Origin of the sequence: Paenibacillus validus NBRC 15382 (genome assembly GCF_004000985.1) — a bacterium.
GTDB lineage: Bacteria > Bacillota > Bacilli > Paenibacillales > NBRC-103111 > Paenibacillus_G > Paenibacillus_G validus.
In genome coordinates this window covers 26,121-50,077 of sequence record NZ_BIMH01000023.1, presented here as the reverse complement: position 1 = coordinate 50,077, position 23,957 = coordinate 26,121, and the positions used below count along the sequence as shown (strand labels likewise).

Here is a 23,957-nt window from a genome sequence, read left to right as displayed (position 1 = left end):
CGTTATTTGAATACCAAATATAAGTCCTCGCCGTCCTGCTCCACGGGATATCCCCTGAGCTTCGTTCCGCTATTCACCAGATGCTCCCCTGTACGGAGGTCGAATTCCCATCCGTGCCAGGGACAGCGCAATATTTCCTGTTCGCGTCCGAATTCATATTCATACACATCTGACGGAAGGTGGGTACCGCACACCATCCCGACACATACCGGCGCGTAGGCATGCGGGCACATGTTGCGCCAAGCGAAGTATTGCCCGTTTACAAGAAAAATCCCGATTTCGATTCCATTCACTGTAACGACCTTCCGGCCGCGCTCCGCCAACTCGGCGACCTTGGCAGCTGCGTACTTGTTCATCTACGTCCTCCTCTACACGGTTGTTGAAACCGCTTCCTTCAATCCGTACAGCTCCATCGCGTTTCCGGCACCTATTTTCTCCCTCATCTCCCTGGGGAAGGGGGCAAGCGCTACCTTAGGGGGATCATAATCCCAATGCGCGTAATCCGAAGAATACATGACGACATCCTCCGCACCGCTCATTTTGTAGATTTGCACCAGATGTTCCGGGCTGACCGGCTCCTCGATCGGCTGCGTAGTCAGCCGGATATGCTCCTTGATATATTCGGACGGCAGTCTCTTCAGCCAGGGAACCGTATCCCGGAGCGCCTTGTAGTTTTTGTCCATCCTCCACATCAGATGCGGAAGCCAGGATACGCCGCCTTCAATGGCGACAAATTTGAATGCCGGGAATTTCTCGAATACCCCTTCGCAGACCAGGCTGTTCACGTGCGTCATAAAGTTGAGGGGAAGCACGTTTTCCCATTCCATAAACCGCGTCGGATAGCCGGATGGGGTAGGAGGATAGGTCGGGCCCAAGCCTTCCAAGCCGGGATGAACGGCGACCGGCAGTCCGTGCCGTTCGGCAGCTTCATAGATCGGATGGTAGAACCGCTGACCGTACGGCACTCTTGCAGCGCTGCACATAATAATTTGGACCATATCTTTATGGCCGGCCATCCGTTCGATTTCCTTGACGGCCGCAGCCGGATCTGAATGGTTCACATGAATGGAGCCTTTATAATGAGGGCTCGCCTTCAACCACGTTTCCACAGTCCAGTCGTTCAGCGCCGACGCGAGCACATTGCCATAGTCCGGATCGTAGCAGAGCGAAATCGCATTCATGTACGGGGTGCCGGTTAAGATCGCGTAATCGATGCCGTATTTGTATATATGGTCCTTCAATACGAAGTAAGGATCGCTTGCCACTGTACCGCCGTTGTCAGGAACGGCGTCTTTGCGCAGCACGCCTACAGGAGACCAGGTTTTGGAGCCTTCCATGCCGTAACCGTACTCCATCCATTGCTGATGCCACGCTTTGGGCAAATACGGAAGCAGGTCCTTCCTGTCGGCCATCGAATTGTGTACGTCCGTATCGATTAACTTAGGGGCTATGCTCATACTTGACATCTCCTTGTCCATTAGCTGCTGACAGCTTTCCTATTTTCGATCCATGCGGCCATCGCGCGGAAAATGATCCAGACGGAGGTGGCTCCGGCATCCTGGTGTCCGATCGCCCGCTCTCCCAGCGCTTTCGCCCGGCCAAACCTGGATACATACTGCTTGGTATTCTCCACGCCGACTCGCGCGCTTTCTTCCGCTGCCTTCAGCGCGTCTAGCAAACTGGCGGATTTATCCGCATATTTCCGCAGCGTGGCAACGGCCGGCTGCAGAGCATCAATCATCGTCTTATCCCCGAGATCGGCCTTTCCGCGTTCCTTGACCGCTTTCAACGCATTTTCCATGATGGTTGACAGCGTTTCCAAATCGATCCGGTCCATGACCGGCATGTTTTTCACGCCGCCTGTAAACATGGTGCCAAAGATGATGCCCGACGCGCCGCCCATGGAGTTGATCATGGACATGCCGATCGTTCTGAAAATATCGTTGATGCTCGTCATCTCGGTTTCGTTCAATTTCTGGATGGCCGCCGTAAAACCGATAGACATGCCGATGCCATGATCGCCGTCGCCGATGGCACCGTCAACCTCCGTAAGGATCGGTTTGCTTTCGATGATCCTCTCGCCGACAAACCGGAACAAATCACAGGTCATCTGTACGTTTAACGTGTTCTCCACGATCATCGCTCCTGTCTGTGCATGTTATGATAAAAAGAGGATTGTGCGGGATGGTTGTAATACCGTTTCAGCTCGTCGTCCAATCGGATCAGCGAGATCGAAACGCCTCCCATTTCCATCGTTGTACAATAATTTCCGATTACAGTGTCATGGATGGCAATGCCGCGCCCGGCCAAAACCCGGGACACTCTGCGATTGACGATCATAAGTTCGATAAGCGTCGTTGAGCCGAGACCGTTGACCAGCACGCAGACTTCATCGCCGCTGGCGAAGGGAAGATCATCCAGCATGTAATCCAGCATGTTGTCCGTCAGTTCGTCCGCCTGCATCAGCTTTGTTCGTTTGATGCCAGGCTCGCCGTGGATGCCCATGCCGAATTCGATTTCGTCGTCCGCGAGCGTAAACGACGGTTTAACCGAGCCGGGTATGGTACCCGGTGACAGCGCAACGGATACGGAGCGGGTGGCCTCGCTTGCTTTCCGGGCGATCCGCACGACTTCATCCAGGCTGTGTCCCTGGTCGGCTGCGGCTCCTGCGACTTTGAGGACAAACAGGAATCCGGCAACGCCTCTCCGGTCATGGATTCTTTCCGGCGGCGCGGAGGCCACATCGTCATATACAGGTACGGTTGCGGTTGTCAGCCCCTCCATGTCCAGCATCTCCGCCGCCATTTCGAAATTCAGCACATCCCCGGCATAGTTCACGATCAGAAACAGGACACCCCTGCCCGAATCGACCGCTTTGGCTACGCCTTGTATGGTGCTCGGAGTCGGCGCAGCGAACACATGGCCGATCGCCGCCCCGTCCGCCAAACCCTCACCCACATAACCGAGAAACAGGGGTTCATGACCGCTGCCGCCCCCGATGACAAGGCCGACTTTGTCTTTTTTGTGTTTAAGGACAATTCCGTTAATGCCGTCCACTTTGGTATAATCGTTTCCAAATGCATGGATGAAGCCTTCTATCATTTCATCTACAACCCGCTCCGGGTTGTTTATCAATTTTTTCACGGCCATCGCTCCTCTGATCATTTTCCAAGCCCTTACACTTAAGTCGATATCGTAAACTGAAAGCCCTTACATAAGGATGGATTTATCTTATAGCATTAATGCAATTAATGTAAAATTAATAATAGTGATCTTTAGTTAAGCAGAAGTTATGGATCAGGCCGGGCAGCTTGCATGACGGCAATCCATGTCATGAAATATGGTATGATGAAGGCATACTGCACTATTAACTCATACGGGGAGTAAGACGATGAATATTGAACAATTGGAATATATCGTTGAAGTGGCCAAAACGAGTTCAATATCGATCGCGGCGGAAAAACTGCATATTTCGCAATCCGGAATCAGCCAGTCGATTACCAGTCTCGAAGAGGAGCTGGGCATTAAAATTTTCAACCGGTCACGAATGGGAACCTACCCAACCGATGAAGGCAAAGTGATCATTAAGAAAGCCTATGAAATTTTAAGCAATCTGCGGGAGCTGAGGCAGGAAGCACACATGCATAAAAGCCTGATAACCGGCGAATTGAAAATTTCGGTCATTCCCAACATGATGATGCTGCTGTTCAACACCCTGTTAGCCTTTAGAAGCGATCACCCCGATATCCATATCGAAATCAACGAAAAAGGAACAAGCGATATTCTCGAGGATTTAAGGCTGCAGCACGCCGAGATTGGCCTGATCACCATTCCTGAGGATCTGCTGAAAACGTATGAAAGTTTTTATTTCGAAAAGCTTCTGGAAGCGAAGATGAAGGTGTATGTAGGGAAAAATACGCCTCTGGCCTTCAACGGTACGATCACTACGGAGGAATTGGCGAAATATCCGCTGGTCCTGTACAAGAGTGAGAATGTGAAACAGTTCGTCAAGGAATTATCCGACAAATACGGGCCGTTTAAGATCCTGTTCACAACGGACAGCAATGATGTGATCAAAAGGGCGACCATTGAAGGCCTGGGCATCGGCATCGGGACCAGCAATATCGTGCATTACGATCCCTACATCATCAACGGGGATATCATTACCGTCGACATCGCGGATTTCGAGCAAAAGCACAGAACGTATTTCGGCTGGATCCGGTCCAAGGATAAACCGCTGTCTCCCGCGGCCAAGAAATTCCTCAATCTGCTGAAGCTGGAGATCCAGAAGGGGAACGGTTGAACGGGTTCTTCGTTGCCGGACTGAACAGTCATTCGTCCACAGATGAATAGACCCTCTTCCAGCTGCACTGGAATAGGGTCTACGGCGTTAATAAACAGGTTATTTCTGCCATCTCCTTTGGCGGGGTTTTATTGAACTTCATTATCCAACTATTTGTAGAGCCTTCTCTAACGCTCCAGATGCACCGAAGCCATCATGATAGTCGATTTTCTTACCCTTTTTTTCCGCGAGCTCGCGCACGGCCCACATCGAAGTATGCTTGATCGCTCCTTTTAAGATTATAATAACATCGGCTTTATTAATGATTCGTTGAAAATAGTTTTCTACAGAGCCTCCACCCGTCTTTCCATTATGATGCACGACGATCAAACCGCGCTTTTCACCCATTTTTTTGTAGGTATCGGTTTGACTGCCTCCGATGATCGCAACTGTCTTCATTTTCAATTCCCCCCTTATCATTGGACTCTTTCAAAACCTGTTAAGGTTATTTTAACTCAATATGTGTAAATGTCAATCGGTTTACTCGGATTATTAGTACCATGAGCAGCGCGGGTGTTTGTCTCAACTAAAACAACCTCATCCGGTTAATCAGCGGTTTACAAGGTAAAGCAAAATAACCGGCTGCAACAGCCGGTTATTTTGCTTGTATAGTTACCTATTCGCTCATTGCGGCAGCGCTTTAGGATTGGGCACTTCAATTCCGTTAAGAATAAGTCTGTACGTGATATCCGCATTCAGTGAATCGGACACAGAGCAGTACTTTTTGCTTCCCAACTCGATGGCGTTCCACACGCGGTAGTCGGGGATCGTCCCATCGACCCTTACCGTCAGCTCGATGGCGTTAAAGCCTTTGGGCGCCGCTTCTCTTCGGGAACCCTCGGCATCGATCTCCAGGTGCTCCACCGTATGCAAGAAATTATTCAAAATCATCGTAATATCTATCCCGATGCAGCCTGCCAAGCCTGCCAGCAGAAGCTCCATCGGCGTCGCCCCCTCTCCGTCTCCGCCGTAAGCCGGCGTTGCGTCCATGCTTATGCTGAACCCGGAAGGGCCTACCGATTGAAATGAGCGTTTGCCTTGCCATTTGGTCGTTACGAGCATCCTTTAAAACCCGCTTTCTCCTGTGAGATCATGGTAATCAATTGGAATTGTTGTTCTTCTCATATAAGTGACAAGCAATATAACGGTTCCCGTCAACCATCCGCCACTCGGGCTGTATGTTCCTGCATTCCGGCTTAACTAGCGGACAACGGGTATGAAAAGCGCATCCCGAAGGAGGATTGCGCGGGCTGGGAACATCCCCGGATAGCACAATTCGCTCCCTGCGCTTGTCCGGGTCCGGTTCGGGGATCGCCGAGATGAGCGCTTGGGTGTAAGGATGAAGCGGGCGCTCAAACAGCTCCTCCGTGGGCCCCATCTCTACCATTCTGCCTAAATACATGACGCCGACCCGATCGCTAATGAATCGAACGACCGACAAATCATGAGAAACGAACAAGTAGGTGAGCGACAAACGGCTTTGCAGATCCTGCATCAAATTCAGAATTTGGGCTTGTATGGATACGTCCAAAGCTGAAACCGGCTCGTCAAGAACCACGAATTTGGGCTGAAGAATCAAAGCCCGCGCAATGCCGATACGCTGCCGTTGTCCTCCGGACAGCTCATGCGGATATCGAAGAGCGTGATGCGAATTTAATCCGACGACTTCCAGCATCTCGCCGACCTTGGCCTTGATGTCTTGAGCGGATAATTTCAAATGGGTGCGAAGCGGCTCCTCCAGCGTCCGTTGAATGGTCCACTTGGGGTCCAACGAACCGTACGGATCCTGGAAAACAATCTGCATGTCGGTTTTCAGCTGACGCAGCTGCTCCGGGCCTAATGAGGTGATATCCGTGCCGTCAAACCGAATGCTCCCTGCGGTCGGCTCTATTAATCGCAGGACCGTTTTGCCAAACGTCGTTTTGCCGCAGCCCGACTCTCCGACGACCGCGAAGGTCTCTCCTTTTTCAATGGACAAGGAAACGCCGTCAAGCGCCTTAGCAGTACCGGCTCCTTTACGGAATATTCCATTCCGAGCGGGATAATGCTTTTTCAAATCACGTACCTCAAGCATCGGGGGCATGCGTATCCCTCCTGTACAGATGACATTTGCACCGGTGGCCGTTTCCAAAGTCGAACGTGCCCGGCTCCTCAATCTCGCAAATATCGATTTTGGAAGGGCATCTCTCCGCAAAACGGCAGCCCTTCGGGTATTCGGAAGGATGGGGTACCTGTCCGGCAATCGAGTATAGGCGCTTTTCGCCGTCCGTGAATTGGGGCACCGATTTCAACAACCCCACCGTGTAAGGATGCTTCGGCTCCCGAAACAAGCTCGCGACGTCTCCCTCCTCGACGATTTGCCCCCCATACATCACGGAAACCCGGTCGCACATCTCGGCGACAACGCCTAAATCATGCGTGATCAGCATGATCGCCATGCCCCGCTCCCGCTTGAGCCTACGCATCAGGTCCAGGATTTGGGCTTGAATCGTGACGTCGAGCGCTGTCGTCGGTTCATCGGCAATTAATATTTCCGGGCTGCTTGCCATAGCCATCGCTATCATCACCCGTTGACGCATTCCTCCCGACAGCTGGTGCGGATAAAGCTTGGCCACTTGTTCAGGCGCCGAAATTTCCACATCTCTCAACAAAGAGACTGCTTCCTTGCGGGCTGTTCTCTTATCTTTGTTTGAATGCTGCCGTATCGCCTCTTCCAGCTGTCTCCCGATTTTGAACACCGGGTTCAATGCCGTCATCGGCTCTTGAAAGATCATGGCGATCCGGTTCCCGCGAACCTTCCTCATCTCGGACTCAGGCAGCTGCGCCAGGTTCTGTCCTTGTAAGCGAATGTCGCCTCCCGTAATCACGGCTTGTTCCGGGAGAAGACGCATGATGGAGAGCGAAGTGATGCTTTTTCCGCTGCCGGATTCTCCGACTATTCCGAGCGTTTCTCCTGAATTCAAATACAGATCGATACCGTCCACTACACGTACCGAGCCCGACGGGGCGGCAAACTCCGTTCTTAAGTTATAAACCTCCAAAAGCTTAGTCATATTCGCCTCCCGTGTAACGAGTAAAGTCCGGCAAAACCCCCGAAGTTAATCGGGGGCTTGTTTATTATTTATAGAGCGAGGCAAATCGGATGATCTCATCCGGATAGAATACATACCCCTTCACGTTCTTATTGAAGCCTGCAATCAGATTGCTTTCGTACAGATAAGCCCATGGGGAATCGGCCGTGATCTTTTTCTGAACTTCCTTGTAAATCGCGGTGCGCTTAGCTTCATCGGTCTCGGAATTGCCCTTAGCCAGCAGGCTGTCGACTTCAGGGTTGTTATAAGCAGCATAGTTCGAAGCGCCCTTGCTGTCCAGCAAAAATCCGTAATGGTACGACGGGTCGTTCACGAGCGACGTATATTTGCCAAGGAACGCAGGCACCGACTTTTTGGTCGTCAGCTCCCGGTATTGTGCCGGCGCCACTTTATTAATATTCAACGTAATTCCGACCTTCTCCAGCTCAGCCTTAAGCAGTACGGCAATATCCTCGTAATCCTGTGTCGCGGAGGAAATGGTCAGATCGAACGTAAAGCCCTTCTCGTAGCCGGCTTCCTTCAATAAGGATTTGGCTTTCTCCACATCATACTTGTATTCATAGCCTTCAGAGGTATGAGCAGGAGACTTGCTTGAGATGGAGCTGGTCATCTTGGAGGCTTGACCAAAGACAACATCCTGCAGCAATTTGTCCTGATTAATCAAGTAATTGATCGCCTGTCTGACCTTCAGGTTGTCAAAAGGCTTGAAATTCGCGTTCATTCCCATATATACGATGCGGTTTGTCGATTCGGAGCTGATAACCAGGTTATCCTTCTTGGATAAGCTCCCCACATCCTTGGCCGGAATATCCAGAGCGACGTCAATATCTCCCTTTTCCAGGAAAAGCTCTCGGTTCGACGCTTCTTTTACGTACTTCACCACCACTTTGTCGACCTTCGGAGCGCCCTTCCAGTAGCTTTTATTCGCTACGAATACGGCTTCCGTGGCGGGGTCCCACTTCTCCAGGGTGAATGCGCCCGAGCCTGCCGAGTTCTGGGTTAAATAACCGTCAGGCTTGCCCTCAACGACGGATGGATCAACGACCGAGAAGGTAAAGGTCGCCAAATATTTCAAGAACAGCGGGTTCGGTGCCGCAAGCTTAAATTCTACAGTTTTGTCATCGATTTTCTTAAACGATTCGATGTTCGAGAGCTTATACAAGCTGCCGCTCTCGCCCTTGCTTTGAAGTCTCTTGAAGGAGAATACAACCGCATCGGCATTCACAGGGTTGCCGCTGTGGAATTTCACGCCGTCGCGCAGCACGAATGTATAAGTTTTCTTATCGTCGGAGATCGTCCACTTCTCAGCCAAGGAAGGCACGATCTGATCCGTACGGCCTACGGTTTTCCCGTCTTTGGTTTCTGTGCCGCTCGTTACCAGCTGATCGTACAAGGCAAACGCATAGGAGGCCGAGGTCAAATCTGCCGCTTCATGAGGATCCATCGTTTGACCTGCACCTTGGGAGTAGGCGATGGTTATCGTTTGACCCGCAGCGGGCGTATCGTTATTCGCGCCAGCTTGAGGCTGCTCGGAGTTATTCGCGCCCGGCTTCGGATTCGCGCTATTCGTGCAGCCTGCCGCCAGCACCAGAATTAATATTGCTGAAATGATCATCATAAGCTTGTTTGGTTTCATTTTCTCTACTCCTTCTTTGCTCTGAATTTATTATCCTTCGAGGAACGAGAGTGCGGATCGAGTATGTCCCGCAGTCCGTCCCCAAGCAGATTAAACCCGAGAATCGTAGTAGCGATGGCTATGCCGGGGAATACCGTCATCCACCATTCGCCGGAAATGATATAATCGCGCCCGTGGGAAATCATCGCCCCCCATTCCGCGGTCGGCGGTCGTACGCCCAGCCCAAGAAAACTTAGACTGGCGGTCGTCAGTACGGCGGATCCCAGACCGAGTGTAACCTGCACCAGCAACGGGGCGAATGCGTTAGGAAAAATATGACCGAACAAGATAGCGCTATGTCTGACGCCTAAGGCCCGGCTAGCCTCGATAAATTCCCGTTCCTTGATCACGACGGTTTGTCCATACATCAGTCGCGCGAACTCAGGAATACCGACAATGCCGACCGCCAGCAGCGCTCCGAACAGCCCTGGACCAATGGAAGCTGCAATGGCCATAGCCAGGATGAGCGAAGGAAACGCAAGCAGCGTATCCATGATGCGCATAATGATATTTCCGCTTCTCCCTCCAAAATAGCCGGCGATGGCTCCCAGCGGAACTCCGATAAAAAAAGCGATGCCGACGGAGACGAATCCTGTCCATACGGTGACTTGAGCACCATATACAATTCTACTAAATATATCTCTGCCATAATTGTCCGTGCCAAACCAATGCGCAGCATTCGGCGGCAGCAGCTTATCTGCTGTTTGAGGCTCGTTAGGCAAATAAGGAGCGACCCAAGGCGCCAGCACGGCCAGCACGACCCAAACGAGTACAAGAATCAGTCCAATACACGTTAACCTGTTGTTCAATACATGATTTATGACGACGATAGCTTGCTTTCGCTTATTCATAACGCACCCTCGGATCCAGCACCCCATACCAAAGCTCTACTATTAGATTCAAAATTCCGTATAACACGGCACTGATCAGCGTTATCGCCTGGATTGGCGCGTAATCGGCCGCCAGAATAGATTCCGTGACGTATTGGCCTACACCCGGCCAGACGAAAACCGTTTCGGTGATCACCGCTCCGCCGAGAAGATATCCGAACTGAAGCCCGACTACCGTTAGGGTCGGTACTAAGCCGTTAATAAGTCCATGCCTGGCAATGACGGCACCGTCCGACAAGCCTTTGGCTTTCGCCGTTCTCATGAAATCCTGCTTGATGACGTCCAGCATGCTGGCTCGAATCATTTTGGTCACAATGGCCATCGTGCCTAAGCTTAAACAAAAAGCCGGCATCAACAAATGAAGGAGGGAATCCTTCAGCGCCACCATATCCAAGCTAAGCAAGCTGTCAATCACATACAATCCGGTTACATGCGTCGGCGGATTGATATCCCCGCTGATTCGGCCAACCGGCGCGGGCAGCCAGCCAAGCTTCGAATAAAACAGGCTGATCAGCAGCAAGCCAAGCCAAAAAATCGGCATGCAGGAGCCTATCAAGGAGAGAATTCGCGTGAAATGGTCAATCACGGAATTTTTTCGGGCAGCAGCCAAGACGCCTAACGGTATGGCAACCATAAGTGCGATCACCATGCTGGCAAGTGTAAGTTCGAGCGTAGCGGGAAACCGTGTGGCGAAATCGGAAGCCACAGAATGTCCCGTATGCCAAGCGTATCCGAGATCTCCTCGGGCCAGCTGCTTGATATACTCCCAAAATTGGATATATAAAGGCTGATTAAATCCGTATTGCTCACGCACCTTCTCCACAAACTCGGGAAGCGCCTGCTCACCGGTTATCATCAAAGCCGGGTCCCCCGGCAGTACCCGTGTCAGGATGAAAGTGACTACGATAATCCCGATGAGACTAGGAACCATCATTGTTAAACGCCGGAGCGAGTATACCAGCAAGTCCCTCGTATCCTCCTTATTAGGCTATTAATAGGGGCCTTCATTTGCTTAGATCCCTAATAAGCCGAAAAATTCGAATCGCACCGTCTCAGCCGCCAGTTCTTCCGCCGTAAGGCGTGCCAAGTCGGAATTCGGATGGATCGGTCCGAACAGCCAACGGGCTATAACTCCTTCGATGAGACTCACTAATAGTGCCGCACGCATATGCAAATTCATTGACCCGGGCAGCATCCCTAGTTCAGTCGCTCTTTCAATATTGCGCCTGAACGCCTCCTCCATGTCGATACGCGTTTCCTTAGAGGCTCTTCGAATCGATTCATCCTCACCTCCGGTTAGCAGCAGCTCCATAAAATACCGGTTTTCATCGGCAAATTGAAAAATATCCTTCAAGAGACGCTGCGAGCCTTCGACCATCTCTGAAACGGAACCGCTTTGGCTGCGGTAGCCTTTCGCAATCACTTGAAGCAGCCGTTCCCGGCCGGAACGTATGATTTCCAGACCGATCGCTTCTTTGCTCTTGAAATACCAATAGAACGTTCCTTGCGCCACGCCGGCATCGGCAACAATATCGGATATCTTCGTATTGTGGTACCCATGCTTGGCAAACCGCTCGACCGCAATTGCCAAAAGCTGTTCCCGGCGCAGATCCCGCTTTGAAGCACTTTTATCGTTATCGTTGGTAATAACAAATACACACTCCTTCAAGATTGACTAGTCAGTCAGTTTTATATAATTTTATATCTTATAGACTTACTTGGAATTTGTCAATACTAATATTTTCACCCCTCATCTGTCTCATCCGGAAAGCTCAGGCTTGTCGCCGGATACTGTTGTTGATGCCATGAAATTTATGGGGCAACTGGCGAAAGCCCTATCAGGCAGGCTCATTCCAGAGAATGAACCACCCAATAGAGCTTGACTCGCAGCTTCTGAGCAATCACATGTAACGTACGTTCTATCCCTTCATGGCGATCATTTCGAACGCTTCTCCGAAGCATACGCCGAGCCGTTATCCAATTGCTCCTGCCATTCCGGGGCCGGCCATCCCGCGACGCGGCCGGATAGCAGCGGGTCCTGCGTTTCCTTCATCCAGGCATCCACTTTACCCCGCAACTCGTGAAGAACATTCGCGTAGTCGGGATTTGCAGCTAAATTATGACGCTCCAACGGATCTGCCTCCAAATCATAGAGCTCCTCTAAAGCATTAGGAACGTAATAATCGTCCCGCACGATTTCGCCTGATAAGCTCCGATGAATATCAAGCGGCAAGTACACGGAAGGGCCGTCCTCGAAATTGCGGATATACTTGTACTGCTGCGTACGAACACCTCTCATCGGATGATACAAGTCATGCCAGGTCAGCTCCGCGAAGAAATGGTCACGGCTTACAGCGCTGGCTTCCGGCTTGAACAATCCGAGGAAGCTTGTCCCGTCCAGCTCTTGCGGAATGTCTCCGCCAACGAGCTGAAGCAGCGTTGGCATCAAGTCCACGTTGCAGAGCAGTTCTTTTACGACCTTCCCGCCTTCGATCAGACCCGGGTAATACATGACGAGGGCCGTCTCCAAGCCGGCGTCCATAAGTGTTCCCTTCGCCCGCGGGAAGGCAATCCCGTGGTCCGTCGTATAAATGACCAGCGTGTCCTTACTTAAACCGGCTTCTTCCAGACCTTGAAGAATGCGGCCGATACTCTGATCGAGTACTTTCACCGAACCGTGAAGCAGCGCAAAATCCTCTCTTACCTGAGGGTGATCGGGTAAGTATGGGGGCGGAGTCACTTGATCCGCGGGGTCCTTCACCGCTTCATACTCGTCAAAATCACGGTGTGTCTCAAAAAAACCGACCGACGCAAAAAACGGTCTCCCCTCGGCAGAGGCACCCTTTTCCTGCAAATATTGTACAACCCGCTCAGCTACTTGAGGTCCACGATCTCCCGGCACCGGCTCCACACGTTCATATCCCAGCTTGTAGGTCGAGGACGTCAGCCGGCTGTCGGGTTCGCCGATCGTTTCGTGGCTAAAGCCGATGAGCGCCGTTTCGTATCCCAGCTTCTGCAGCTCCTTCGGTAAGGTCGTGACCTCGGGTCGTATGGAAAAGCCCAAATGTGCAAGACCGAGCATCCCGTTATTATGCGGATACTGGCCGGTAAGAATACTTGCGCGGCTCGGACTGCACTGCGGGGCCGGACAAAAGTAATTGTCGAAGCGAACCCCTTTCTCTGCAAGCGCATCGATGGCGGGCGTTTCCACCCCTTTACCGTAGCAGCCTAAATAACGTCCGGTATCGTGTGAGATCATAAACAGAATGTTTGGTTTTTTCATGTCGCTCTCCTCTTTATATCGCTGCACGCGCTATTATTCCTTTACGGCGCCTGAAGTTAAGCCGGATACGATTTGCCGTTGAAACAGAAGCACCAGGATCGCGACCGGCACCGTCACGGTTATGGTAGCGGCGGAAATTTCCCCCCAAGGGAAGGTGAATTCTCCTTGAAACATGGCAATGCCGACTGGAACGGTCATCATGCTTTCTTTGGTATTGATTGTTAAAGAAAAGAAAAATTCGTGCCAAGCGTCCACAAACACGATGATCGCCGTCGTGAACAATCCTGGCGCTGCCAATGGCAGCAATATTTTGCGGAACGTCTGCATGATCGAGGCGCCGTCCACTTTGGCTGCTTCCTCCAGCTCATACGGAATTTTTTGAAAAAACGTCGTCATGTACCAGATCGATAACGGAAGCGCAAAAGTCGTATACGGAATAATAAGTCCCAAATACGTGTTGCGCAGCCCGGTAGCCTGCATGAACAGGAAAATCGGGGAAATCGTAGCGATCTGCGGAAACATGGAAACCGCCAGCAGCACACCCAAAAAGAACGTTTTTCCGAAAAATTGAAGACGGGCAATCGCATACGCCGCAAAAGACGCGACAAACAGGCTGTAAAGCATCGTCAAACCGGCTACCGTCAAGCTGTTCAACAGGTAACGGCCGAACGGATGGTTGACGAAGACGCTCACGTAATTGTCCAAGGTGTAGCCCGGCACGATCACATCGAACGCATGCGGCCCATATAAATACTCGGTTTCTTTCACGGAGGCCAGGAATACCCAGAAAAAGGGAAACATGACCGCTGCAATAAAAATGGTTATGCCGACATAAAAAAGCAGACCTGATTTTTTCGCCATGGTTTCCCCTCCTAACCTCCGCGTTTGCTGACCATGTCAGCGCCCAAGAGCTTCACAAAGATCATACAGATGATGGCTATGCACAAAAACACAATGACAGACAACGCGGAGCCGGCTCCGAAATCAAGCTCGGCAAACATCGTTTTGTAAGCATAAATCGAAATGGACTCCGTCGAATTCGCCGGGCCGCCCCCCGTCAGCACATAAATGAGATCGAAGACACGGAAGGCATCCAGCGTACGGAACATCAGCGCGACAAGGAAGGTTGTTTTCAATGAAGGCAGCGTAATATGAACAAACTGTTTCCACCGCGTCGCACCGTCCACTTGAGCCGCTTCATACATCGACCCGGATATCGTCTGCAACCCGGCGAGCAGCAGCAGTGCTACGAAAGGAGCTGTTTTCCATGTATCGGCGAACACGATCGAGAACATCGCTCCCGCTTTCGTCGATAGCAACGTACTCATTTCGGAGATCAAGCCAATTTCGGTAAAAAGCCTGGCAATCACGCCGTTCTGTCCGTCGTACAGAAACTGCCACATCATGGCGGAAATCGCGGTCGGCGTCGCCCAAGGAATAAGAACGGCTGCCCGTACGAGCCCCCGGCCTCGAAAAGAGCGGTTGATAAGCAGGGCGATCAACAGACCGAATAGCATCTCCATCGATACAGCGCACACCGTAAATAAAGAGGTATTTCCAATGGATTGCCATAACCGCGGATCCGCGATAAATCGCTTATAATGGCCCAGGCCGACAAAGTTAGGCTCCATGAAGGTCCCCATTAGCGCCCCGATGAGCCCTATGGGATCGTCGGGGCGCTTCATCAAGCCCTCCTCTTTCACTTGCTTTAAGATCTGAAGCATCTCGCCGAGCTCCGTCCTCAGCTTCAACGCCAATTCCCGGTCCAGCTCGAAGTACTTCAGCTCTTCCGGCACCGGCTGAAAATCGAATAGCAGACGATCAATCTTCTCATATCTGGCTTTAAAGGCCGGATCGGCCTCCAGCTCGTTCTTCATCTCCTCCGCGCGCTGCCGCAGCGGCTCCAGGTGATCTTTAACCGCTCCTCCTTCAGCAGCTTCCGCCCCAAGAATTCTAAGAAGTATCGGCATGGTCTCCGTATACTTCTCCATATTCAGGGCATACTCCGCATGAATCTCCGACTTTGTCGGATCATTGAGCCGGATGTCATATAAGCTGATCCAGAAGGAGCGCAGCACCGGCCAGATGGCAATCGCACAGATGAGCAAGGCGGCCGGCATAATCAACAGGTAAGCCACCCGAGCCTCTTTGGTAAACGCCGTTCGTTTAAACATATTTTCGAAAGACACCGCCTTCGGTCACAGCTATATCGAGAATCGAAATGAATGAAGAGTCGTGTGCCTTGAAGGCTGTAGACTCATTATGTGTTTATTTGCTGCCAATAGCTTGCTTGATTTGGCTTTCCAAGTTGCTCAGCGCCTGCTCCGGTGTTTGCTCCCCAGCGATCGCTTTGGACACCTCGACTTGAATCAGGCCGGAAATTTTGGCATATTGCGGTGTAATTGTTCTTGGGATCGCGCTGCTTAGACCGTTGACAAAGTCGCGGCTCGCGAACAACGGACTCGCTTTTTGTACCTCCGCATCATCAAACAGAGACAAATATGTGGGCGTTTGCGTGCTGTTGACGGCAATGATTTTTTGCCCTTCAGGGCTGACCGCAAATTTCAGGAACTCCCAGGCTTCCTTCGGATGCTTGGAATATTTGTTGATAGCCGCCAACCAGCCGCCAAGAGCTGCTGCTGAACGGGCGTCACCGGCCGGAAGCGCTGCAATACCGACATTGCCTGCAACTTTGGATAGCTTCGGATCGTTGGCCTGTGCGTACAACGCCGGCCAGTGACGGGCAAACACCGCGCTGCCTTCCAAGAAGGCATTCAGCGTCTCTTTCTCGGTAAAGGTGTTTAAATTGGCTGGTACGGACTGAGATTTTTGAATCTCAATGAGCTTCTTCAGCCCTTTCAAAGCTTCCGGACTATTCACCGTTACATTGCCTTTGTCGTCGATAATTTTACCGCCGTAGGCGCTGACGAGCTCCGTAAACCCGACCGTTAACCCTTCATACTGCTTCCCTTGGGTTACGAAACCGTATTTGGTGCCGCCTTGCCCCTTCAACGCCTCCGCTTGCTTGAGAAGATCATCCCACGTTTTCGGAACTTCCTTCACGATATCCTTGCGGTAATATAGCAGCCCCGCATTGTTATAACGCGGAAGAGCCCACTGTTGTCCGTTGAAATAGCCTGCGTCGATGCCGCCCTTCAGATATTTAGTGAGGTCGACCTTATCCTCCTGGATCAACCGGTCGAGCGGAAGAAGGAAACCGGCTTGGGCGAATTCGGCAGGCCAAACGACGTCCAGATTGATCACATCGATTTCAGCCGATTTACCGCCAAGGATGGTAACAAGCTGATCATGCATTTGCGAGGAGTCATTCGGGAAATCGCGTACTTCCACCTCGATGTTCGGGAACTTCGCTTGGAAGGCGGCGACCAGCTTCTTCGTGCCTTCCGTTTGGTCGGCCCCCTGACTGAATACGATCTTTACCTTCTCGGCCGGCTTATTTTCTGCAGCCGGAGCGCTAGGCGTGCTGCTTGGGGCAGGTGCCTGGTCTTGAGGATTCGATCCACCGCAGGCGGACAGCGCAGCAGCTGCCAGCGAGAATACAAGGGTTGTGCTCAGAGCTTTTTTCAACATATGATTGGCCTCCTATTTGGTTTGAGCATGGAAATTATAGCTATCGAGCGGCGTGCAGAAGTGTATCACCCCTTTCAACACAAATGGAAACGTTTGCTGAAAAGCTTTTCAGATTATCGTGAGCTTTAGCTCACTTGGTTTTCACCTAATTGATGTTGATATCTCTCACGGAATGCCGTTCTTCAATCCAATGCGACATGTACGTGCGCAGCTCCTCCAGCTGTTTGCCGTTGATGAGCTGATCCAGCTTCCGGACCGCTTGAAACCCCATTTGGTACAACGGCTGGGCAACGGTGGTCAGCTTCGGGTAGCTCATGCCCGCCATTCTCGTGTTGTCAAAGCCGATGACCGAAACCTGTTCAGGCACTTGAATCCGGTTCTCGTGCAGATAAGATATCGCACCAAGCGCTCTCTCATCACTTGAAGCGAAGACCGCTGTCAGCTCAGGGAATTTCGCATACAGCTTTTTCATGGCTTCGTAGCTTTCTTCAAAGTGATAGTTCGCATATTCAATGCGGATTTCCGGTGTAGCCTCCAGACCATGTGTCCGCAGTGCTCTCATGAATCCTTGAATTCTCGGCAATCCGGATATCGGATCAAGTGTAGACCCGCTAATCATGCCGATGCGCTTGTGTCCCTTGCGAATCAGATACTCCGTCGCATCATACGCAGCTTGCTCGTCGTTCACTCTTACGGAAGGGATCTCGTATTCCAAGCTATGCGTGGCAGCCAAAACAATCGGTATATTCAACTGCCGGAACAGTTCATAGCTGTCCGGATAAATCGGCTCGCTTGTAATGACGATCCCGTCGATCTGCTTTTCGCTTAACACCTTCACGCTTGCCAATCGACGAGCTTGATCGTTAACCGTATTACAAATAATCAGGTTATTTCCGCTTTCATGCGCCGAATCTTCCATCCCGCGGATGACCTCTGCATAAAATAAGTTGGAGATGTCCGGAATGATGACCCCCAGCGTCTGCGTTCTTTTGTGAATTAACCCCCGTGCCAAGGCGTTAGGGGTATAATTAAGCTGCTCGATCGCCTCCAAAATCTTTTCCCGCTTATCTTTGGCCACCAGATCCGGATTATTCAATACCCTGGATACCGTGCTAATAGAAACGTTGGCCATACGCGCTACATCTCTTATGGTTGATTTCATCGGATTCACCTGTCATTTGTCATGAAAAGCTTTTCATGACCATTATATCAAAGGCGCTCCGGCTCCACCATACCTTTTTTGATAACCAACGGGAAATTTGATATGAACTCAATCCTTATACCAAGTATTATACTAGGTATTATATGAATATCAAGATTTTTTTGAAAAAATTTGCGGAATTCAAGAAATCTTTCGGGCGGCAAGAAAAAATAATACAGCGCGTCCTACCGGAGGACACGCTGTATTCCTTAGCTTATTCGGTTATTTTCTTAAAGATTCGATACATGAGCACGGCGGTTTCGGCCCGCGTTATATTCGCCAGCGGTTCAACGCGCCCATTGCTCCCCTCGATGAGTCCAGCCTTCACCATGCCCGCGACAGCCTCCTTAGCATAATCGGCAATCTGCTGCCCGTCGGCGAACGTTTCGAGCGAAGCCGCACCGCTAATTATCGGCGCTTCCGCCGCCTTCAACGCCCGTTCGGTTAGGACAAATGTGTCTTGCCGGGTAATCGGATCGTTCGGTCTGAATGTATCGTTGCCCGAGCCCTCGGCGATTCCCAGCTTCCTTGCAGCCGCGATCGCTTCGTAATAATAATCCCCGGGCTGCACATCCTTGAAGTTTTCTGCCGCTTGCTTCGACTCGAGTCCGAGCGTCTTGACCAGCAGCGTTACAAAATCCGCCCGGGTGATCGGTTTGGCCGGCGAGTATTGCTTCTCGGACGTTCCTTCGATGATGTCTCTGGAGGCCAGCGCCTCGATCGGCCGCTTCGCCCACTCGAGACCGTTCAAGTCGTCGAACGATTTGAATACCAGAGCAACGGCGTACGTACTGAAGTGGGTCGTCTCGAATACGATCGTTTCAGAAGCCAGATCGTATTTGGCGTTCGCTATCACATGGGCCTGACCCTCCGAATCCATGTACAGGACGACCAGATGGTCGCTTTTGCTTCTTTCCTCCGGCGTTGCCTTGTACGGAACCGATACCTTCACTTTCACATCCGGGTTGTTCCAAGCCAGCGTCCGGTCGCCGTCCTTCATCTCCAGCTCAATAACCGGACGGTCACCGACTGACGCGCGGACCTGCTCGCTCAAGCGGCCTTGATCGGCAGCGCCTACCGTTAAAGTGACGGTGGATGAATTGTCGCTACGTCCCGTCAGCATATTGCCGGGGAGCACAACAGTGCCGACGGCCGACACAATCTCGATGCGCCGGGATGGATTATCCTGCATCAACGCTGCCGACGGGAGCGTCAACGCATATGTCCGTACCCCTTCTACGGCATCGAGCTTAACCGTAACGGTCTTCTGCCCGTCCGTTCGCGCTTCCGCCTGTATGAATGCGCTATGGAGCTCCTCGGCCTTCAGCTCCGCTTTGGCTGCAGCTCCTTCCCGAGTCGGCTTCACGGTCAGACGGCCGTCCTCGTCCGGCTTGGGCTGCTCTCCCGCAGGCTGTTGTCCCGCAGGCTGTTGCGGGCCAGAGCCAACATGACCGACATTATTTTCTTCGTCATCGTCGGAATTGCTGCTTGGTCCCGTCTTGAAATTCCAAATCCCGGAGACGCTGCGGCCGCCGAAATCATCCTCCGCGACAGCGTACCACTGCTGCAGGGTCTTCGCCGGGAGACGGTTCCAGACGACTTCAGCCTTGGAGCCGCTCGCGACTTGCTCCACCTGGCCAATCCGTTGATCCGTATACACATTAACGCCCATGTAATCGGTCGCTACGCGCTTCTTCTTCGGCTGCAAATCGAGCGTTAACGTAAATTCGTCCTTGTTTGGATACTCCACGGGATCGTAATAGTTGTAATCGTCCAAATAAGGGGAATAGGTTTTAATATTGAGCTTATTGTTATCCGTATCAAATTGCATTAACCGAATGTATCCTTGTCCCCCTTCGGGGCCGCCTTGATAATCGGCCAGCATTTGATATACGTTCCGGTCCTTGACGCCGTCTCCGTCGTCATCGATTTCATCGACCAGCAGCTCGGCGTCATGATAATGCCCGGATAAGACGGCAATGACATTTTTATTCGGTACTACGACCCGCTCAAACACCTTATCGGCAATCGGCGCGCGGTTGCCCGACACCAGCAGGTATTCGTGGAAATTCAAGATGGCCATCCGGTCCGGATACTGCTTCAGCACATCGTCCATCCACTGGATTTCTTTGTCGCCAAGCCCCCAGCCCATATACAGCACGATAAAATCGTTGCCGTGGGACGATATGAGGTCATAATGCCCTCGGTTGTTATCGTACGACCCGCCGAAGGTCGGCTGCTTCTTGAAGCGGTCCTCGCCGAAATAATTCCAATAATGATCGTAAGCGCCCAGCTTATGATCCACGTCATGGTTCCCTGCAAGCACCCCATAAGGAACGCCTGCCTTCTCCAGCACCGCCATATCGTCCGAAGCGCGCTGCCACTGTATCGGTTTATCCGCTTCATCAACCAGGTCGCCGGTGTGGATGACATATTTAATGTTCATCTCATCCTTCTTATCCGCAATCCAATTCACAATATCCTCATAGATATGAGGATAGCTTTCGGAATAATACTGCGTATCCGACATCCAAACGAAGGAATAATCATAATCGTCGGGCGTAGGAGAGATTTCGTCCTGAATCAGCACATCGATGGTGTGCGAGCGGGCATATTTCCCGGCTTCGAAGGTCGCGTACAGCTCAAAATCCTCTGCACCCGCCACATGTTGGGCAAGCTTCTCCCACTCCTGCTTGGTCTCATCCCATGCGTACATGGTTACTTTGCGTCCTTCCAGCGAAGCTCCCTGCCACTTCAGCTCAACGGTATCGGTTGCTTTCACCGACGGATCCAGCTGCACTTGCAACCTTTGGTACGGGAACTGCGTGTCGCTGTCCGTTGTTACATATTGTCCGTCCTTGGCCGCAATCGCCATATAGTCCGCTTCACCAAAAGCTGTTTCTCCTGCCGGAACCTGCTGCTTCGGCGGCTCGTAATCGACCGTATTCCGATAGCCTGCGAGCTTTCCAGGTGCGCCGCCTCCATACGCGTAGCCCTTGTAGAACGAAACCTTCATGGCATCACCGGTCGGATCGGTCACCTTCACGGCGAGGGATACGTCGGTCTTAGCAGTTCCATTGCCCTGCTGCGGCGCGATGAGTTCCGGCTGCGAAGGGTGTTCGTTAGGCGTAAAGAAGGTAATCTTGGATTCCGAACGATTCCCCACCTTATCGCTGGCTTGAATGATCAGCGTATGCTCCCCGGGCTGCAGCTTGGAAGAGGAGGTGGCATACGGGAACGTAATAGGCGCGCCGTCGAGCCGGGTCTCCACCTTCTCCAAACCGGATGAAGCATCGCTAACGGCTGCATCAATGATAAACGGTCCTTTATACGTCTCTCCTTCTACCACCGTTGGTTGAATGGATGGAGCCGTGTTGTCCACATTGACGGTGGCCGTGCGTTCCCCGCCTCCCGATTGGATAACCTTGACGGTGTAACTTCCGTCGGCCCACTTTGTCGTATCCCATTCATAAGCCTTTGATCTAAACTTCTCCTCCGTAATGTGGAACTTGAAATCGATCACCGGGAATCTGCCACTGCTGTCCCCCATCTTGATTTCCTGCTCGCGGTCCGTATAACGGTCATCATACAGCTCCGTTCCGTCAGCGAGAACAAGGCGAATGTTCTTCACCTGGAAATCGTCCTTGTTTTCTTCCTGCCGAGTATCAAACGGCGAGGCTTTGGAGCCTGCCCGAATGGAAAGGACATTATCCCCGATTCCCAAACGGTCCGGGTTGATCGGAACGGTTAACGTCGTCCAATCATTAATCGTATCATCGAACGTGAACAGAATCTCCTGCCCGTCGGTCACCGCATTTTTGAACCAATAATTGACCGCGGTCACATCAAAGGCGAAATACGCCTCATTCTCCAGCGCAATGCTTGTAGGGGCGGCCGGCTCGTTATCAATCGCGACGCTCAGCTCGCTCGGGGCGGCCGACTGCGACGTAGTCTTCAACAAGTACCGGCCAGATAACGTGTCTCCGTCCTTCACGTTCATTCGAAGCGGCGATGTATCCAAGCCTCCGGTAATAAGCAGTCGATACGTCGGGCTTGTAGTCGTATTCGTGCCGTCTGAAGCTGCAAAGTAATAGTCAACATAAGTCCGTCCGATCAGCTCTGGCGAAAAGACCTTGTGATGATACATCGTATCGCTGAAGCTCTCTTTCAGGTAACGCTTGGTGTACGCAGACTGCTGATCCGTTTTGTAAAAGACCGCTACCGTCTTCACGCCCTGATCGTCCTTGGCATCCGCAACGAGCTCGACATCCTGCCATTGCTCCACCTCCGTTTTTCCCGTCAAGACTTCAATCGTCGGTGCTGTCGTATCCACAGGCAGCATCACCGGAAGGAGCGGCACTTGATGGCCGGCTACCGTACCCGGCGTCGCCGCTTCCAGACCCGCGCTGTACTTGATCATCGTAGCGGCGCCGTTGGCGGCGTACTTATAGAAGATGCCTTTGTTCGCCTCCGTTTCTTCGTCGTTGTCGTAGAGCGCAACCGATATCTCTTTGTGGGTGTTCGTGGCAATGACGATGCCCCGCTTGCCACCGTTGGCCATCCCGTCACTGCGCATCTTCATGATGTTCACGTTTTCCTGCAGATTCGTGCCATAGATCGCGTTAAAATCAGCGACGGTTTTGGACTGGTTCTGCGCGTTGATAATCCAGAATACCATCGTTTGCTTAGCTGGAAGGATGAAGTCCTCTACGTCCGTCGGCCAAACGACATCGGCGTCCGGACCGGAGTCTGTATAACGATAATAAATTTTATAATCTTTAAAGTTAACGTCCTTGTCGGAGTTGTTATAAATCTCGATAAACTCATACCCGTCAGCCGACCCTACGTTCGTCGAATCGGGCACAAGCTCGGTAACCATTAACGGCGGCAGCGCATTGAAGTCGATATCCGGCATTGCAATCTGCACCGTATACGTATCTGTTTTTACAGTATTGGCGCTGTCCTTAGCCTGAATATAGTACTGAAGCTGCGCCTCCTTCAGCTCTGTTCCAGGAATCGCTGCGCTGAAGTCGGTACCCGTCATTTTTACAAGCGGTACAGATAAGAAGGTCGGTTCCGAAATCGATTTATAGTATACCGCCGCCGTTACAATATCGTTGTAGGTGGCCCCAGCGACCGTATCCTCCGGATTCGTAATGCTCGCCGTGATGATTACATCGTTCTCCACATTTGCAGCCGTTACCGGCGTGTGCGTGATGACCGGCGGCTCGTTATCCGGCAGGTGCACCGGAGTATCCGGAACCTGACCGGGGGAAAGCGTCCCTGGCGTCGGCGCCTGCAGGACGGCAAGCTTCGCTTGTTCCGTTCCCGCTAGTGGAGATCTATAATAAACGCCTAATCCGGTGCCAATGTCTTCTGTGACGTAGATCGCTCTTGTGATCTCGTTGGCGGCCGCGTCTCGAATGACCACGCCGCGGCTGCCACTGTTCGCCAGTCCGGTAAAACCGGTCCCGGTAATTTCTGCGATCTGATCGGGGTTAAGCGACGTTCCGTACTTGGAGTTAAAGTCTGCGACCGTCTTCGCGCTCTTGTTGTACCAAAGAACAACCGTTTGCCCAGAGGGCAGCGACACCTCAGGGAATTGGAACGGAATCGTAGATCCATCTGAGGGATAATAGTACCTAACAGAATAATCGTTTAGCTTAAGCGTCCGATCAGAGTTATTATAGATTTCAATAAACTCGTAATCGTCATCCCCCGTATTATTCGGATGAATTTCCGTCACGAGCAGCACCGGCGCGCTCGACTCTGCCGCCGCAACTGCAGCAACGGGTCCAAAGGGTGACAAACAGCTTAGCAGCAAACTGCCAGCCGCCACGGCTGATATGTATGTTTTCAACAACTTACGTATGCTTCTCACCA

19 protein-coding genes are annotated in these 23,957 nt (G+C 51.9%); 1 reads left to right on the top strand and 18 read right to left on the bottom strand.

The features are described from left to right. Positions 1 to 2 precede the first annotated feature (2 nt). Genes PVA01S_RS15815 through PVA01S_RS26685 form a run of 4 tightly spaced genes read right to left on the bottom strand, consistent with a single transcriptional unit; the run spans position 3 to position 3,144 of the window. Positions 3 to 356, bottom strand: a complete 354-nt coding sequence (locus PVA01S_RS15815) for a Rieske (2Fe-2S) protein (protein WP_127608419.1) — start codon at positions 354 to 356, stop codon at positions 3 to 5. Positions 357 to 368: 12 nt separating this feature from the next. Continuing rightward, the gene (locus PVA01S_RS15810) at positions 369 to 1,457 is read right to left on the bottom strand and encodes an amidohydrolase family protein (protein ID WP_230876055.1); all 1,089 of its coding nucleotides are present in this window, start codon (positions 1,455 to 1,457) and stop codon (positions 369 to 371) included. Positions 1,458 to 1,477: 20 nt separating this feature from the next. Next, a complete protein-coding gene (gene dhaL / locus PVA01S_RS26690; RefSeq protein WP_164751858.1) occupies positions 1,478 to 2,140 on the bottom strand; it encodes a dihydroxyacetone kinase subunit DhaL in 663 nt (220 codons plus the stop codon). Further along, entirely contained in the window at positions 2,137 to 3,144 is a 1,008-nt protein-coding gene (locus PVA01S_RS26685) for a dihydroxyacetone kinase subunit DhaK (protein ID WP_201319252.1), read from the bottom strand. Before PVA01S_RS26685 ends, dhaL begins: the two co-directional genes overlap by 4 nt. 247 nt (positions 3,145 to 3,391) lie before the next feature. On the opposite strand from PVA01S_RS26685, the gene PVA01S_RS15800 reads away from it, so the two are divergent. Continuing rightward, positions 3,392 to 4,303, top strand: coding sequence for a LysR family transcriptional regulator (locus PVA01S_RS15800; protein WP_127608418.1), 912 nt, complete (start codon positions 3,392 to 3,394; stop codon positions 4,301 to 4,303). A 141-nt stretch (positions 4,304 to 4,444) separates the two neighbouring features. Here PVA01S_RS15800 and PVA01S_RS15795 read toward each other — a convergent pair whose 3' ends face one another. The 14 genes from PVA01S_RS15795 to PVA01S_RS15730 form a co-directional block, all read right to left on the bottom strand. After that, entirely contained in the window at positions 4,445 to 4,741 is a 297-nt protein-coding gene (locus PVA01S_RS15795) for a DUF2325 domain-containing protein (RefSeq protein ID WP_230876056.1), read from the bottom strand. 225 nt (positions 4,742 to 4,966) lie between these two features. Next, positions 4,967 to 5,404, bottom strand: a complete 438-nt coding sequence (locus PVA01S_RS15790) for an OsmC family protein (RefSeq protein WP_127608416.1) — start codon at positions 5,402 to 5,404, stop codon at positions 4,967 to 4,969. A 37-nt stretch (positions 5,405 to 5,441) separates the two neighbouring features. Further along, positions 5,442 to 6,425 carry an ABC transporter ATP-binding protein gene (locus PVA01S_RS15785; RefSeq protein WP_127608415.1) on the bottom strand — a complete coding sequence of 328 codons (984 nt, stop codon included), beginning with the start codon at positions 6,423 to 6,425 and terminating at the stop codon, positions 5,442 to 5,444. Further along, on the bottom strand, positions 6,409 to 7,395 hold the full coding sequence (locus PVA01S_RS15780) for an ABC transporter ATP-binding protein (protein ID WP_054797712.1): 987 nt from the start codon (positions 7,393 to 7,395) through the stop codon (positions 6,409 to 6,411). The genes PVA01S_RS15785 and PVA01S_RS15780 overlap by 17 nt, the downstream gene beginning before the upstream one ends. A 64-nt stretch (positions 7,396 to 7,459) precedes the next feature. Then, positions 7,460 to 9,070 carry an ABC transporter substrate-binding protein gene (locus tag PVA01S_RS15775; protein WP_127608414.1) on the bottom strand — a complete coding sequence of 537 codons (1,611 nt, stop codon included), beginning with the start codon at positions 9,068 to 9,070 and terminating at the stop codon, positions 7,460 to 7,462. A 5-nt stretch (positions 9,071 to 9,075) separates the two neighbouring features. Continuing rightward, positions 9,076 to 9,960, bottom strand: coding sequence for an ABC transporter permease (locus PVA01S_RS15770; protein ID WP_127608413.1), 885 nt, complete (start codon positions 9,958 to 9,960; stop codon positions 9,076 to 9,078). Beyond that, positions 9,953 to 10,963, bottom strand: coding sequence for an ABC transporter permease (locus PVA01S_RS15765; RefSeq protein WP_127608412.1), 1,011 nt, complete (start codon positions 10,961 to 10,963; stop codon positions 9,953 to 9,955). Before PVA01S_RS15765 ends, PVA01S_RS15770 begins: the two co-directional genes overlap by 8 nt. Before the next feature lie 48 nt (positions 10,964 to 11,011). After that, the gene (locus PVA01S_RS15760; protein ID WP_230876057.1) at positions 11,012 to 11,590 is read right to left on the bottom strand and encodes a TetR/AcrR family transcriptional regulator; all 579 of its coding nucleotides are present in this window, start codon (positions 11,588 to 11,590) and stop codon (positions 11,012 to 11,014) included. Between the two features lie 345 nt (positions 11,591 to 11,935). Further along, positions 11,936 to 13,282, bottom strand: coding sequence for a sulfatase family protein (locus PVA01S_RS15755; RefSeq protein WP_127608411.1), 1,347 nt, complete (start codon positions 13,280 to 13,282; stop codon positions 11,936 to 11,938). Between the two features lie 33 nt (positions 13,283 to 13,315). Continuing rightward, the gene (locus PVA01S_RS15750) at positions 13,316 to 14,143 is read right to left on the bottom strand and encodes a carbohydrate ABC transporter permease (protein ID WP_127608410.1); all 828 of its coding nucleotides are present in this window, start codon (positions 14,141 to 14,143) and stop codon (positions 13,316 to 13,318) included. Positions 14,144 to 14,154: 11 nt separating this feature from the next. After that, positions 14,155 to 15,456: a carbohydrate ABC transporter permease gene (locus PVA01S_RS15745; RefSeq protein ID WP_127608409.1), complete on the bottom strand. Its 1,302-nt coding sequence runs from the start codon at positions 15,454 to 15,456 to the stop codon at positions 14,155 to 14,157. A gap of 94 nt (positions 15,457 to 15,550) precedes the next feature. Continuing rightward, positions 15,551 to 16,873, bottom strand: a complete 1,323-nt coding sequence (locus tag PVA01S_RS15740) for an ABC transporter substrate-binding protein (protein WP_127608408.1) — start codon at positions 16,871 to 16,873, stop codon at positions 15,551 to 15,553. A gap of 145 nt (positions 16,874 to 17,018) precedes the next feature. Beyond that, a complete protein-coding gene (locus PVA01S_RS15735) occupies positions 17,019 to 18,035 on the bottom strand; it encodes a LacI family DNA-binding transcriptional regulator (RefSeq protein ID WP_127608407.1) in 1,017 nt (338 codons plus the stop codon). Between the two features lie 253 nt (positions 18,036 to 18,288). After that, positions 18,289 to 23,955, bottom strand: a complete 5,667-nt coding sequence (locus PVA01S_RS15730; RefSeq protein ID WP_164751857.1) for an S-layer homology domain-containing protein — start codon at positions 23,953 to 23,955, stop codon at positions 18,289 to 18,291. Positions 23,956 to 23,957: the final 2 nt, after the last annotated feature.